The organism is Pseudomonas sp. I3-I5 (assembly GCF_022699445.1).
GTDB classification, from domain to species: domain Bacteria; phylum Pseudomonadota; class Gammaproteobacteria; order Pseudomonadales; family Pseudomonadaceae; genus Aquipseudomonas; species Aquipseudomonas fulva.
Genome location: NZ_CP093940.1, coordinates 2,134,193 through 2,149,653 on the forward strand (window position 1 = coordinate 2,134,193; position 15,461 = coordinate 2,149,653).

The 15,461-nt window shown below is 63.9% G+C and carries 7 protein-coding genes; 4 read left to right on the forward strand and 3 right to left on the reverse strand.

Going from position 1 to position 15,461, the window contains the following annotated elements:
• The first annotated feature begins 90 nt into the window (after positions 1-90).
• Positions 91-2,001: an AAA family ATPase gene (locus tag MOP87_RS09760; RefSeq protein WP_197874754.1), complete on the forward strand. Its 1,911-nt coding sequence runs from the start codon at positions 91-93 to the stop codon at positions 1,999-2,001.
• Positions 2,002-2,220: 219 nt separating this feature from the next.
• On the opposite strand, the gene MOP87_RS09765 is transcribed toward MOP87_RS09760, so the two are convergent.
• Positions 2,221-3,606, reverse strand: a complete 1,386-nt coding sequence (locus tag MOP87_RS09765) for an aldehyde dehydrogenase family protein (protein WP_242810464.1) — start codon at positions 3,604-3,606, stop codon at positions 2,221-2,223.
• A 106-nt stretch (positions 3,607-3,712) separates the two neighbouring features.
• Between MOP87_RS09765 and MOP87_RS09770 the strand changes: the two genes are divergently transcribed.
• Positions 3,713-4,582 carry a LysR family transcriptional regulator gene (locus tag MOP87_RS09770; RefSeq protein WP_023535440.1) on the forward strand — a complete coding sequence of 290 codons (870 nt, stop codon included), beginning with the start codon at positions 3,713-3,715 and terminating at the stop codon, positions 4,580-4,582.
• A 366-nt stretch (positions 4,583-4,948) separates the two neighbouring features.
• Positions 4,949-5,470, forward strand: a complete 522-nt coding sequence (locus MOP87_RS09775; protein ID WP_027916324.1) for an acyloxyacyl hydrolase — start codon at positions 4,949-4,951, stop codon at positions 5,468-5,470.
• A gap of 51 nt (positions 5,471-5,521) precedes the next feature.
• Here the strand turns inward: MOP87_RS09775 and MOP87_RS09780 are convergent, their stop codons facing one another.
• Positions 5,522-7,657, reverse strand: coding sequence for a TonB-dependent receptor (locus MOP87_RS09780; RefSeq protein WP_242810465.1), 2,136 nt, complete (start codon positions 7,655-7,657; stop codon positions 5,522-5,524).
• 135 nt (positions 7,658-7,792) lie between these two features.
• Positions 7,793-8,575 carry a helix-turn-helix transcriptional regulator gene (locus MOP87_RS09785; protein WP_042139415.1) on the reverse strand — a complete coding sequence of 261 codons (783 nt, stop codon included), beginning with the start codon at positions 8,573-8,575 and terminating at the stop codon, positions 7,793-7,795.
• A 412-nt stretch (positions 8,576-8,987) separates the two neighbouring features.
• Here MOP87_RS09785 and MOP87_RS09790 point away from each other — a divergent pair, with 412 nt between their 5' ends.
• A complete protein-coding gene (locus MOP87_RS09790; protein ID WP_242810466.1) occupies positions 8,988-15,329 on the forward strand; it encodes a non-ribosomal peptide synthetase in 6,342 nt (2,113 codons plus the stop codon).
• Positions 15,330-15,461 lie beyond the last annotated feature (132 nt).

Consider the following 15,461-nt stretch of genomic DNA (forward strand, 5'->3'; position numbering starts at 1 on the left):
GTTGCGGCATGACAACCCCCAGGTGTTTGGTGCCTGCATCAGGGCGATAAAGTTGCTATCGTGCCGCCCTGATAAACGCCTGAGGTGCCGATGTTCTACCTGCCTTTGCCCAGTGACCAGGCCGACAGCCTCGCCGGCGGCACGTGCGCCGATCCACTGGCCGCTGCCGATGTGCTGCAAGCGGCTGCCGTGCTGTTCGTCCAGCACCTGGCCCGTCAACCCAGACCGCTCACAGCCGACGCCCAGGAGCGGCGCTTCGCCGAGGTGCTGCGCATTGCCCAGCAGGTCGAGCAGGCAGCGCCCGGGCGCTTTCAGGCGCAGGTACAGCAGCAGTTCGACCGCGAAGCGTTCGCCATGGGCCTGGGCATGCTGGGCGAGAATGGCGTCGCGTTGCTATCGCCTGAGGTCGCCCATTCGCCGGATGAATTGCTGGACGATCAGGGGCAGTGGAACTACCAGTTCGCCGACCTGTATCGCCAGCGCGTCACGCCCCTGCATGCCGTGCACCTGCCGTCGCTTGCCAGTGACCTCAAGCTCAGTGACCAGCAGAACCGCCTGTTGCGTGAGTTTCTCAGCGGGGTGGACGAGTCAGTGGCGGTGCAGGGCTTTGCGGGCACCGGCAAGACCTTTCTGATTCATCAGTTCGCCAGGTTGCTCGATCCGCAGCGCACCTTGCTGCTGGCCCTGACCGAAGGGCAACTGCGCGCGCTGCAGGCGCGGGTAAAGGATGCCGCGGCCTACACGGCCATGACGTTCGGGCAACTGGCCGATGAGCTCTTGAACCGCGACCTGACCCGTACCGGCTGGCGACTGCGTGACCCGTATCGCACCCGGCAGTCCTGGCGCCCGCAGGAGTCGCAGATCGTGCGCTGGCTCGGCTTGCCCGACGTCGGACCGCTGTCGGCAGTCGACGTCGTGGGTGTGTGCGTACGCGCGGTGCGCGCCTTTTGCCACACTGGTGACGCCCAGATTGGCTTGCACCACTTGCCGCCGTCCGTGCCCGGTAGCACGCCGCTGGACCAGCAAGTGCTGCTCGAAACGGCGCGCCTTTACTGGCAGGCGCTGATCCGCCCCCCGGCCAGGGAAATTCAGTTGCCGCTGCGTGATTACCACCGGGTGAAATTGCTCGCCCTGACCGGCTATCTGATCGATGCGCGTTATACCCACGTCATCGTGGACGAAGCCCACGAATTGTCAGCGCCCATGCTCGAGGTGCTCGACCGCAGCCCGCAGTCGGTGATTGCGCTGGGTGACGAGTTGCAGAACCTCAATGGCCTGAGCGCCCACCACGGCGGGTTCATTCGTCAACGCTACATCGACCATTCGTTGCGGGTCGGGCCGGCCATGGACAATGTGCTCAACCCGTTGATTCTGGCGCACCCGGCGGCCATCCAGGCCGCGTTCAGCGGCAGTGCCGAGCATTACACGCGCGTCAGTTTCTTCGACGGCGTGACCGTGCCCGAGCAGCCAACGGCCTTGATCGTCGAGGACGAGTGGGGCCTGTTCGGTTGGTTCCAGCGCTTGACGCACCTTGGGGTTGCGTTCGTGATGCTGCACGGGGCACGCAAGGACTTCGAGCTGTTCGTCGAAGACTGCATCGAGCTGTACCGCCACGGCACCCGGCCCCGGCACCCGATGCTGTTCCGGTACGCCAGCTGGCAGGCGCTGGCCGAGCACAAAGGGGACGACAAGGCGTTCATCGCGGTGGCTTCGATGCTGGGCAAGGGGTATACCGCGCAGCACTTTGCCAAGGCCAAGAGCCGCTATCGCTGGGACAAGGCGCCCAAGCTGTTCCTGGGGCGGGTTCGGGATGTGAGAAACATGGAGTTCGCGCGGGTGATGGTGTCGCCAGAGCTGATGGTGCCGCAACAGGTGACAGGCAATCGCAACGAGCGCGCTCGGTTGCTGGCAGGGTTGTACACGGCGTGTTCCAGGGCTCGACATGAGCTGATCGTGCCGGGTGGGATGCTCGATTGGGTGAAAGATCAGGGGCGGGGGTGATGGAGAGTGAGGGTCAGCCGGGTGGGTAACAATTGCACCTCGGCTGAACGCTGCTCGTTCTTTCAGGCAGGGGCCCCCCTGCCTGAAAGGTGCTGCAGCGCCAGACCCCCGCATTCAGCTTTGACTCTAGATCGGGGGGCCGCGCAGCGGCTTCGCGCGATGTAACACGCGAAGCTAAAACGCCATGACCACAACCCGGCTCTCATGCCAGACAGCGCCTTAGTTGCGATCCAACCACACGGTCTGCACATTGGTGAACTCCCGCACGCCAAAGTGCGACAGTTCACGCCCGAACCCGCTTTTCTTCACACCGCCGAAGGCGACACGGGGGTCGGAGGCGCAGTAGCCATTGATGAACACCGCACCGGTCTCCAGCGCCGACGTCATCCGTTCGGCCAAAGCATAGTCGGCCGTGTAGATGGTCGAAGCCAGGCCAAACTCGCTGTCGTTGGCCAACGCCACGGCATGGTCGGCATCCCGCGCGGTGGTGATCGCCGCAACCGGGCCGAACAATTCCTGCCTGAAGGCTGTCATCTGAGGCGTCACATCACCCAGCACGGTGGGTGCATAGATGTTGGCCATACCTTCGACTTTGTGGCCACCGAGCAACAAAGTAGCCCCTTCGGCAAGGCTGGCCTGCACCTGGCCATCGAGCTCGTCACGCAAATCGTAGCGGGCCATGGGGCCAATGTAGGTCGCATCTTCAAGCGGGTTGCCCACTTTCAAGGCCTGCGTGGCTTCCACGAATTTGCGTGTGAAGGCTTCGGCGATACTCTGTTCGACGATAAAGCGCTTGGCGGCCGCGCACACCTGCCCGGTATTCTGATAACGCCCGATCACTGCCGCCTGCACCGCCGCATCCAGATCGGCATCGGCCAGCACAATGAAAGGGTCCGAACCGCCCAGCTCCAGGACGCACTTCTTCAGCGCAGCACCGGCCTGGGCACCGATCGCCATGCCGGCGCGCACGCTGCCGGTCAAGGTCACCGCCGCAATGCGCGGGTCGTTGATGGCGCGTGTCACACCCTCCGGTGTTACGTTGAGCACCTCAAACACACCCTCTGGTACGCCCGCATCCTTGAACAGCTTATCCAGCAGGTAAGCGCTGCCCATCACGTTGGGGGCATGCTTGAGCACGTACGTATTGCCCGCCAGAATCGCAGGTACCGCGCCGCGCAGCACCTGCCAGATGGGGAAGTTCCAGGGCATCACAGCCAGGATCGGGCCCAACGGGCGGTACTCGATACGGGCTTTTTCAACCTGGGTCGCTTCAGGCGCGAGCATCGCGGGGCCGTGCTCGGCGTACCAGCGGCATAGGCCTACGCACTTGCTGACTTCACCCCGTGCCTGCGTAATCGGCTTGCCGATTTCGCGGCTGATCATCTGAGCAAAGGTCTCTGCCTGCGCCTCCAGGACAGTGGCCAGGGCCAGGAGGTGCTCGCTGCGATGATCGGCCGACAGCCGGCTCCACTGGCCATAGCCGCTCTTGGCCCGCGTTAGCGCTGCCTCGAGCGCGGCATCGGTGTCGAACGGGTAAGCGCCGATCTGTTCGCCGGTGAACGGGTCGAGTGAGATGGCGTGGGTCTGGCTGCTGATCGCATTCATGGCGGAGCACTCTCGCTGTAGTTATGCAGTGGGCTCAGACTAATGGGCTAGGGCTTTAATGAAAACTGAATAATAATGAGTCACTCATTCACGTTTGGAGAAAGCCGTGGACCTGATACAACTTGAGATGTTCAAGGCAGTCGCCGAGCAAGGCAGCATCAGTGCAGCCGCGCAGCATATCCACCGGGTGCCCTCCAACCTGACCACGCGCATCAAGCAACTGGAAGAGGACCTGGGCGTGGACCTGTTCATACGTGAGAAAAGCCGCCTGCGCTTGTCCCCGGCCGGCTGGAACTTCCTGGAGTACACCCGGCGCATCCTCGACCTGGTTCAGGAAGCGCGTAGCACCGTGGCAGGGGAGGACCCACAGGGCACGTTCGCTCTGGGCTCCCTGGAGAGCACTGCGGCGGTGCGCATCCCGGCTGTATTGGCAGCCTACAACCAGCGCTATCCCAAAGTGGACCTGGACCTGTCCACGGGCCCCTCCGGGACCATGCTCGAGGGCGTTCTGTCGGGTCGGCTGGTGGCCGCGTTCATCGACGGGCCGGTCTTGCACCCTACCTTGGAGGGCATGCCGGTTTTCGAAGAAGAGATGGTCATCATCGCGCCCCTCAACCATGCGCCTGTGAACCGGGCGCAAGACGTCAACGGCGAGAATATCTACGCGTTTCGCGCCAACTGCTCCTACCGGCACCATTTTGAAAACTGGTTCGTCAACGATCAGGCCGTCCCACGCAAGATTCACGAAATGGAGTCCTACCACGGCATGCTGGCGTGCGTCAGTGCCGGTGCGGGCTTGGCCATGATGCCGCGCACCATGCTGGAGAACATGCCAGGGTGCAGCACGGTCAGTGCCTGGCCGATGTCTGAAGACTTCCGTTACCTGAAGACCTGGCTGGTCTGGCGCCGTGGGACGGTCTCGCGCAGCCTTTCGACGTTCGTGAATCTACTTGAAGAAAGCATCTCATCATCCTGATTTGAAAAGATTTGAACGATGCTGAGGGCGTTCGGTCTAGGCATCGGTCGCCGGGCTCGATGCATCAGACTGTCACGCTAGAGCCTTGGATATATCAAGCGGTCTAGCACGCTTATCTGCCTAACCCAAGCAGTAAACGGCTAAAAGGATCACGGGAAGTGATAGCAATCTACTTCCAAGTTCCTATACAACTGACCATAATCCGGCAATTATTACATCGTGTGACCGAAACACGAGATTCGGTTACCAAAAATTTCGAGAGGTTAAACCCTGCGCCGTTCGGTCAGCGTTCAGCAAGCTGACGCAACCAACTGACACAGGGTCCATGCCTCCAGTTGTCGCACTTACCATCAGGAGATGTCATAGATGAAATCCCGTATCGCTGCTTCGTTGGCTGCCGCCGTGCTGGCCTTCGCCGGGGCGAACCTGGCCCAGGCTGCCCAGGTTACCGGCGCCGTAGGTGTCACCAGCCAAGGCGACATGACCTACCGTGCAGGCTTGTCCTTCGACTGGGACAAGCAGTGGTTCGAGACCAGTGTCGGCCACCTGACCGGCTACTGGGACGCGGGCTACACCTATTGGGAGGGCGGTGACGCCAGCGGTGCCCACTCGCTGTCCTTCAGCCCGGTGTTCACCTATGAATTCAGCGGCTTCACCTACACCCCCTACATCGAAGCAGGCATCGGTATCGCAGCATTTTCCAAGACCCGGGTCGGCGACCAGCGCATGGGCTCGTCCTTCAACTTCGAAGACCGCATCGGCCTGGGCCTGAAGTTGCCGTCGGAGCAGAAGGTCGGCATCCGCGCCATCCATTACTCCAACGCGGGCATCCGCCAGCCTAACGATGGCATCGAGTCGTACTCGCTGTTCTACAGCAAAGGCTTCTGATGACCAGCCCGGCTCGGCGGCTGCCTGGCCGCCGAGCCGGTCGAGTGCCTGTCAGAAGGTGTAGGCCACCCCGGCCTGCACCGTACGAGGCGCGCCCGGATAGGCGTAGGTGTTGAACGAGCCTTCGTCATAGCCCTTATTGAACAGGTTCTTCACGTCCAGGTTCAGGCGTACGTGCTCGTTGACCTTGTAGAAGCTCAGCAGGTCCACCACGCTGTAGCGCTCCATGGTGTAGGTGCTGGTTGCGGTCTGGCCGGCACGGTCATCCACGTACTTCACCCCAACGCCCAACCCGAGCCCCTTGGCCAAACCGTCCTGGAACTCGTAGGTGTTCAGCAGGCTGAAGGTGTTGCGCGGGATATTGGCAAGGCGCGTACCGCTGGGCAGGCTGGTGTCCTTGGTGACTTGGGCATCAACATAGGAATAGCCACCGATGACGCGCCATTCTGGGGTCAGGTTGCCTGCCACGTTGATATCCAGCCCGCGGCTGCGCACCTCACCTGCGGCCACCTTGAAGGTGTTGGTAGGGTCGCTGGGGTCGTTGGCCAGGACGTTTTCCTTGACGATGTGATAGACCGCAGCATCCGCGCTCAGCTGGCCATCGAGCGACGCCCACTTCAACCCCAGCTCATAAGACTTGCCCTTTTCCGGATCGAAGCCGCCACCGCTGGCGGGCGTGCCGGTGTTGGGCTTGAACGAGCGCGCGGTGTTGGCGTACACCGCCAGGGTATCGGTCAGGTCGTAGATCAGGCCAAAGCGCGGCGTTACGCCATTTTCGCCTTTGCTGAAGTCGCGGTTGGTCGGCATCTTGTCGTCGTAGTCATGCTCGAAGCGCTCCAGGCGTACCCCGGCCAGCGCCTTGAGGCGCTCGGTCAGGGCCACTTGGTCCTGAATGAAGAACGCCCAGGTTTGCAGGTTTTCCTTGTCCCAGGTGGTCGTGCGGGTCAGGGCAGGGCGAGGCTGGCCCAGTACCGGGTGATAGATATCGATGGGGTAGGTGCCATCGCGCGCCGAGGAGCGCTGGATGATGGAGTTGTAATCGTAATTCTCGTATTCGACGCCGGTCAGCAAGGTATGGCTGAACGCGCCTGTATCGAAGTGCCCTGTCAGGTTCAGCTGCCAGTCCCGGTCGGTCCACTGCAGCTTGCGCCAGTTGAAGTTGCGCTCCAGGGTGCGACCATCCACCGGGGCCTTGTTGGCTTCCACGGCATTGCCCTGCAGGCTGCCATCGAGGAACTGGAACCCGCCGGCCAGCGTCCAGTCTTCGTTGAGCAGGTGCTCGAAGCGTATCTGGGCCATGTTGTTGTCGTTGTGCAGCAGGTTGTCACTGCCCTTTTCCCAGATGTAGGTGTCCCGCGAGGCGCTGCGCGGTTGGGTAGCGTAGCGGGTCAGGCCGCGATCAAGGGGGTGGTTGTTGCGCATGAAGTCGCCTTCGAACACCACCTTGGTGCTGTCGTTGACCTGCCAGCTCAGTACTGGGGCCACGTCGTAGCGCTCGCCCTGCACATCGTCACGGAAACTGTCGCCGCCTTCGCCCAGCACATTGAGCCGGTAGGCCACAGAGCCGTCCTCGTTTAGCGGCCCGGTGGCATCGAGGGTGGCGCGGTGCATGCCTTGGTCGTCGAACTGACTGCCCAGTGTCACGCTCGGGTCCGACAGGGGTTGCTTGCTGACCACGTTGAAGGTGCCACCCGGATCGCCACGGCCATACAGGCTGCTGGCCGGGCCACGGATGACTTCCAGGCGCTCGACCGTATTGGCGTCTGGCGCATTGGGGTACCCCCGGTTGATCGGGAACCCGTTGCGGTAGAACTCGCCGGTGGTGAAGCCGCGCACCGTGAAAGTGGTAAGGCCTTGGCCGCCGAAGTTGTTGGCGCGGCCGACGCCGCCGGCATAATCGAGCCCGTCCTGCAGACGGGTGGCGCCGGTATCCTGGAGGACATCCTTGGGTACCACGCTGACGGACTGAGGCGTCTCGTGCAGTGCCGTGTCAGTGCGCGTGGCACTGGCCGAGCGGCTGGCCTTGTACCCCTGGACCGGGCCGTCGGCCCGTTCGGCATCGGCACTGCCGGTAATGCTCAAGGCTTGAAGTTCGATTTGCGCGGCGTCGGGCGGGGAGGCCGGATCGGCAAACGCCAGGGGGGAAACGGCATGAAGTACACAAAGCGAGACGAACGTGCGACGCATCGACAGTACGATCCTGAGTAGGGCGCTGGAGTTGGAGGTGTAACCGCGCCGGGAAAATACTACGAATCATTATCAAATGCATCTATTTCGGTTTACACCTGTGCTCTGTTTGCGCAGAGGGGTAGGCGCAGGTCGCTACCCGCCTGTCATCCATTTGGTCAGGCCATTACGGCCGCTTACGCCTAACTTGGCAGCAGCGCGTTTGAGATAGGTTTCCACCGAGCTGTTCTTCACATTCAACCGCCGGGCGAGCTCAGGGACCGTGCAGCCGCTCAGCAGGCCCACGCACACCTCTTGTTCGCGCACCGAGAGCTTGACTGAAGCCTGCATCAGACGTCTGCCGAACGTCTGTTGCAGTCTGCCGACCTCTGCGTCATCCAGCGCCTGGCCAATCACTTCGGCGCCGTCATGATCGAGCAATTGACCGTGATGTTCGACGAGCGGCAGCAGCGTACTGGAGAGGCTCTTGAGCTGCGACAGCTCTGCCAGCGAAAAGCGTCGCTCGCAGGGCAAGCGGTAGGCACTGATCACCCACCGTTTGGTACCGCTGCAGGACACCAGGTGGCATTGATGGGCCGGGCGCAGATTACGCGGATTGCTGCCTTCGGGCGCCTTGAACTCGATGAGCAATGGGTCGTGCATCTGCTCGATCGATTGCAGCAGGGGATGAGGCAAGCGTGAGCCCACCTGCCTTGCATGCACACCGGCGCGGCCGAGCACTTCGACCCGGCTGTCCGTCAACTGCGGTGCATCGAGGGTCCATTCACTGATTTCCAACCCGTCGATGCTGACTTGATCCTGTACCAGGCGAAGCATCTGCTCGGCGAAACAGGCGCCGCCGGTCTGCGCGATCAATTCACCCAGCTGCAGATAGAGATGAGGGTCCGGTCGGTAGTCGGAGCGAGCGTTCAACATCATGTCGATGGGTTCCTGAGGGCCTGCTGTAACTGCGTCTGCCCGCGCAATCACATTGCAATCGGGCAGGGTGTATGGGCGTATTCAAGCCCGCTGACTGGAAGACGTCTGTAGCGGGATTCAGGGACAGAACATGCCAGCAAAAGGTGGTAGGCGCAGATCATCGGATGCGTGGGGAACGCTGGAAAAAGGGCCAAATGCCAGCAAATTGGCGTCAGAAGGGTGGCTCCGCAGGGATAAGCGAAGCCAATACAATATGCCGTGAGCCATCGTCGCCAGCCCCGTGTAGGTAATCTCCTACAAGGATTTCAGCAGCCCACGTTGCTTGCGAGGGTGTCCGGGTTTAATGGGCCATACAGGGCAGGCGCCCGGTGTTTGAATCGCACGCTGACCCCTCAGAAGGACCTGACCGATCATGCCTGCCGCCGACCTTTTCGACCTCACCGTTGCCCAGCGGGATATCTGGCTGGAGCAACTCAGCCAAGGCACATCCCCGCTGTACAACATTGGCGCCTATGTCGCGCTGGAGGGGCAGGTGGACAGGACCAGGCTGACGCTGGCACTGCATCACCTGGCCAGCCTCCACGATGCCTTGCGTACCGTGTGGGTACAGGAGGGTGGCTCGGCGCGGCAGCGTTTCGCCCCCCAGCTGCCCGTGACCTTGATGTGGGACGACCTTCAAGCTGACGCCCACCCGACCGATGCAGCCCTGAACCGTCTCGATGCCTGGATGCGCATGCCCATTGCACTGGAGCAAGGGCCGCTCTGGGAGGCCAGGCTGATCAGGATGGGCCCCCGCGAGCACTTGCTGGCCTTGCGCGCCCACCATCTGGTGCTCGATGGGTGGGGCGTTGACCAGTGGTTCAAGCAACTGGCCGACCTTTACCTCACGCTCGAACACCAACAGGCGCTGCCCGGCAGCGCGCCCTCGTACTGCGCCTTTATCGAAGAGGATGCGCGCTACCGGGCCTCGGCGCGTTATCAGCGTGACCGTGAGTACTGGCTGACCAGGCTTGCCCAACTGCCCGACCCCCTGCTGCGGCCTACCCAACCGGCCTTGTCGCCGGAGGATTCACCGAGCCATGCGCTTGATCTGGCGGTTACGCCTGGCTTGATGCGCAAGTTGCGGGCGCTGGCCGACACCCTAGGCGTGTCGCCGTTGCCGGTGTTGCTGGGGGCACTGCACGTCTGTGTCTGCCGCACTTGGCAGCGCGATCAATGGATGGTCGGCTTGCCGGTACGCAACCGCGCCAACGCACAGTTCAAGGCAACCCTGGGATTGTTCACCCAGGTCAGCCCACTGCGCATGGACTTTGGCAGGAACCTGTCCTTCGCGGACCTGATTCAAGCCATCGTCGCTACGCTCAAGCAGGATTTTCGTCATCAGCGCTACCCGTTGAGCGCGCTCAAACGCGACGTCGCCGCGCAGCAGGAGGGGCGCACGCAGTTGTTCGAGCTGCTGGTGTCCTTCGAAGAAGACAGCAACGCGCTGCAAATCGGCGACGTGGCCGGTGCGACGGTCATGATCTGCAATGGCCATGAACCCTCACCCTTGAGCATCCATTTGCGCTGCAACACCCACGCAGGCACCGCGCGCCTGCACTTGGTGCACAGCCGCGCCTGGTTCAGCGACGAACAGGCCAAAGCCCTCGGCGCACGACTGCTGCATGTGCTGGAGCAGGGCCTGGCCCAACCCCAGGCCCTGGTATCGGCCTTCGACATGCTGACCGCACCCGAGCACCAACGCCTCAGGGCATGGAACATGACGGCCATGTCAGCGGCGCACACGGCGCCCTGCCTGATTCAGCAACGCATCGAGCTGCAAGCCCGCACGCAGCCGGGAGCCCTGGCAGCCTGTTTCGGCGACCAAACCTTGAGTTACGGCGAGCTCGATCACCGCGCAAGCGCCTTGGCCCAGCACCTCGCAAGTCTCGGGGTAGGCCCTGAACGGCGCGTGGCAGTGGTCGCCCAGCGAGGGCTGGACACCCTGGTTGGCCTGCTGGCGGTACTCAAGGCAGGCGGTGCTTACGTGCCGGTCGATCCGGCCCATCCGGCAGAGCGCATCGCCTACCTGCTGCAGGACAGCGCTCCGCACGTGGTCCTGACCCTTTCGCGCTTCGCACCGCGCCTGCCCAAGCACGGCAGGCCACAGATCGAACTGGACGACCCGTCGTGGCCGACCGAGCCCGCAGCCACCTTCTCGTTCGCACCGCAAACGCGTACGGATTTGGTCTACATCATCTATACCTCTGGCTCCACCGGCCAACCCAAGGGGGTGATGGTCGAGCAACGCATGCTGGCCAACCTGGTGGACTGGCACTGCACCCAATTCGCGCTTGGCCCAGGCCGCCATCAGTCCAGCGTGGCGGGCTTTGGTTTCGATGCCATGGCCTGGGAGATCTGGCCGGCGCTGTGCAGTGGCGCCACCTTGCACCTGGCACCGGTACGCGAAGGGGCCGAGGATATACACGCGTTGCTCGCCTGGTGGCGGGCCCAAACGCTTCACGTCAGCTTCTTGCCCACGCCGATTGCGGAACTCGCCTTCGCCCAGGGGATACCCCATCCAACGTTGGAAACCCTGCTGGTGGGCGGTGACCGCCTGCGACGACTGGGCCGGGAGCTGACGTGCAAGGTGATCAACAACTATGGCCCGACCGAAGCCACGGTAGTGGCCACGTCGGGGCAGGTGCAGCCGGGTGGGCCATTGCACATCGGCGTTCCGGTCGCCAACACCCAGGTGTATGTGCTGGACGGGCAGGGCCAGTTGCTGCCGCCCGGCGCGGCCGGTGAGCTGTATATCGGTGGCCAAGGGGTGGCCAGGGGCTACTTCAACCAGCCGCAACTGAGCGCCGAGCGCTTCGTTCAAGACCCGTTCAGTAGCGCGCCTGGCGCCCGGCTTTACCGGACCGGTGACTGGGTGCGCTGGCTGTCCGACGGCACGCTTGAGTACCTGGGCCGCAACGACGACCAAGTGAAGATCCGCGGTATGCGGGTCGAGCTTGCGGAGATCGAAGCCGCCTTGAGCCGTCACCCGGCGGTGAACGAAGGCGTGGTCATGCTCCGCGAGGGTCAGTTGCATGCCTGGTTCACGGCGACCGATCCGGTCACGCCCCGGGCCCTGCACGATCACCTGCGCGATAGCCTGCCAGTCGCCCTGTTACCGGTCGCCTACATGCAGGTCGCCCACTGGCCCTTGACCGCCAATGGCAAGCTCGACCGACGCGCGCTGCCCCCAGCGGATGACACGGCCATGGTGCGGCACGAGCATGAGCCGCCAGAAGGGGAGATGGAGCAACGCCTTGCCGCGCTCTGGGCCCAGTTGCTGCACATCGAGCGCATCGGCCGGCACGACCATTTCTTCGAGCTGGGCGGGCATTCGCTGCTGGCTGTCCAACTGATCGAGGCCATGCGCCAACAAGGCCTGCAGGTCGATGTGCAGGTGCTGTTCGGGCAATCGACCCTGGCAGCGGTCGCCGCCAGCGCCAGGGCCACCGAGTGCGTGCACAACCCACCGCCGTGCATCCCGTTGCAGTGCCAGCGCATCGAGCCGGGCATGCTGCCCCTGGCCACGCTCAGTCAGGCAGCGCTCGACCGCATCGTAGCGGGGGTGCCGGGTGGCGCGGCCAACATGCAGGAAATCTACCCCTTGGCGCCCTTGCAGCAGGGGCTGCTGTACCACCACCTGACGGACACGGTCGACCCGTACCAGCAACAGGCCTTGTTCTCGTTCGCCACCGAGCAACAGGTGCGCGACTTCGCCGTAGCGTTGCAGCATGTGATGCAGCGCCACGACATCCTGCGCACCAGCCTGGCCTGGGAAGGGCTGGAGACGCCGCACCAGGTGGTCTGGCGCCATGCCCGCCTGCCAGTCGAACGCTGGCAGGGGCCTGAAGGTCAATGGCGTGACCACTACCATCCCGGCCGGCGCCCGCTCAGCCTGGACAAGGCGCCGATGCTGGCACTGGTGTGCATGGATGCACCTGAACAGGGCCGTTGGCTGGCCTTGCTGCGTTTTCACCATCTGGTCAACGACGCGGTGTCCTTGCAGGTGCTACTGGGCGAGCTGGAGGCCTGTATGGCGGGGCGGGGCGCGCAATTGCCAGCGCCAGTGCCGTATCGGGATTACGTGGCGCTCACTAACCGCGCCGAGCGCCAGGCCGCCCACCGGGCATTTTTCACCGAGCAACTGGCGGGGTTGGCGCCGCAGCAGCCGCTGTCGGGCTGGGGCGCAGTGGCGCTCGATCCGGCCGACCTCGAGAACGCCAGCCGTGACCTGCCCGCCGCCACGGTCGCCAGCCTGCGCGCCCTGGCAAGGGCGCATGGCGCCAGCCTTGCGAGCCTGCTGCACCTGGCATGGGCCCACGCACTGGGTAGCCTGAGTGGGCGCGACCAAGTCGTGGTGGGCACGGTATTGCTGGGGCGCAGCATGGCCGGCCCTGGCGCCGACCGGGCGCTGGGGATGTTCATCAACAGCTTGCCGCTGCGCATCAACCTCAATGACTGCACCCCAGCGCAGGCGTTGGTGGATACCCATGCTCGCCTGGCGGCGCTACTGGCCCATGAAGATGCGCCGCTGATCCTGGCCCAGCAATGCAGCGGTCTGCCGGCCGGCAGCGCACTGTTCGACAGCCTGGTGAACTACCGTCAGGGTGCGCTGCCGTTGGGCGAGGTCATGCCGGGTGTCGCGCTGGTCGAAGCCAGTGAAGTGACGAGCCATGGCCTGGTATTGACGGTGGATGACCCGGGAGATCGCCTGCAACTGTCTGTGCGTGCCCCGCGTGCGCTGGGGGCGCAGCGCATGCTGGACTACCTGGGCACGGCGCTCGAACAGATCGGCCAGGCACTATCGGACCCGACATCCGGCATGCTCCAGCAGCTATGCCCGGTGCCTGCACGGGAGCTTGCGTTGATGCTCGAAGGCTTCAACGCCACCGAAGACCCCACCAGCCCTGTTCAGCAGACACTGCCGACGCTGTTCGAGGCCCAGGTGCAACGTACCCCCTGCGCCATCGCCCTGCAGGCCGACGGCCAGAGCCTGGACTACCAGACGCTCAACGAACAGGCCAACCGCCTGGCGCACTACCTGATCGGCCTGGGCGTGACACCTGACAGCCGAGTGGCGGTGTGCATCGAGCGAGGTGTCAGCCTGATGATCGCCTTGCTCGGGGTGCTCAAGGCAGGTGGTGCCTACGTGCCGCTGGACCATGAATACCCGCAAGAGCGGCTGCGCTTCATGTTGCAGGACTGCAACCCGGTCACGGTGCTGGTGCACGGGGCCACGGCAGGGCTCTTCGCGCCGTTGCAACAGCCCACCCTGAACCTGGACCGCTGTGATCTGAACGAGCGTCCCTGCACCGACCCTCAGGTGCCTGGCCTTGGCCCGCAGCACCTGGCTTACGTGATGTACACCTCAGGTTCGACCGGCACGCCCAAGGGCGTGATGATCGAGCATCGCGGCCTGTGCAACCTGATGCACTGGGGCTCGCTGATCCGGGCACCACGTGCCGGTGACGCCTTGCTGCAACGCGCCCCGTGCACCTTCGACGGTTCGGTCTGGGAGTTGTTCTGGCCGTTGACGGCGGGGGTGCGCCTGGTCCTGGCTCGCCCCGGTGGGCACCGCGACCCTGGCTACCTGGTGGAGCTGATCAAGGCGCAGCAGGTCAGCATCGTCAAGTTCGTCCCGGCGCTGTTGCAGCAGTTCCTCGATCAGCCAGGGGTGCAGGGGTGCACCCGGCTCACCGACATTTTCTGCGGAGGCGGCGATCTTACCCCCGCGTTGCTGCAAAGCCTTCGCGAGCGCTTGCCCTGGGTGTGCGTGCATAACGTGTATGGCCCCACCGAGGCCACTGTCGACAGTACCGCCTGGTCGTTGCCGGCCCATACGCCACTGCCGGTGCAGACACCGCCGATCGGCCGTCCGATCCCCAACACCCGCGTGTATGTACTCGATGAACACGACCGCCCGGTACCGCTGGGCGGCGTAGGCCAGTTGCACATCGGTGGAGTAGGCGTGGCGCGCGGCTATCTGGGCTTGCCTGAGCTTCAGGCCGAACGCTTCATCGCCAGCCCCTTCGTCGACGGCGACCGGCTCTACCGCACAGGCGATCTGGTGCGCTATCGAGAAGACGGCAACCTCGAATTCATGGGCCGCAACGACTTCCAGGTCAAGCTGCGCGGCCTGCGCGTGGAACTTGGAGAGATCGAGGCCTCGCTCACCGCCCACCCGGCCGTTGCGCAGGCGGTGGTGCTGATGCGCGAAGAGCGCCTTGTGGCCTACTTCACCCTGTGCGACGGCCAGCCTGCGCCGGCCCTCGAAGCCCTGCGCGGTCACCTGCTGGCCTGCATGCCGGAGTACATGGTGCCCCAGGCCTTCGTGCGCCTGGCACAGTTGCCCTTGAGCGCCAACGGCAAGCTGGATCGGCGCGCCTTGCCCGCGCCCGGCGCCGATGCGGTCATCAGCCGCGCCTACCGTGCACCCGAAGGCGAGCTGGAAGCGGCCATGGCGACCATCTGGGCCGAGTTGCTCAAGATCGAGCAGGTGGGCCGTGACGACAACTTCTTCGAGCTGGGCGGGCATTCATTGCTGGCCGTGAGCCTGGTGGCGCGCCTGCGCCAGGCCGGGCTGCACGTCGATGCCAGGGCGCTGTTCACCCAGCCCACCCTCTCGGGGCTCGCCGCCAGCACCCAGGCCCAGCCTGAACAGGCCGTCATCCCGCCTACCACCATCCCAAGCCTGGGCAAACGCAGGCGCCTTTGAGGCCAAGCCCGGGGCCCGCCGGCCCCGGCAATCGTTTGCGCGGTTGTCCCCACTTCCCATGTCAGACCGGCCGGTCGCGTTGCTTTAGCGTGTCGGCCATCAACCCTTCCAGGCAAAGCAGGATGCTTACCG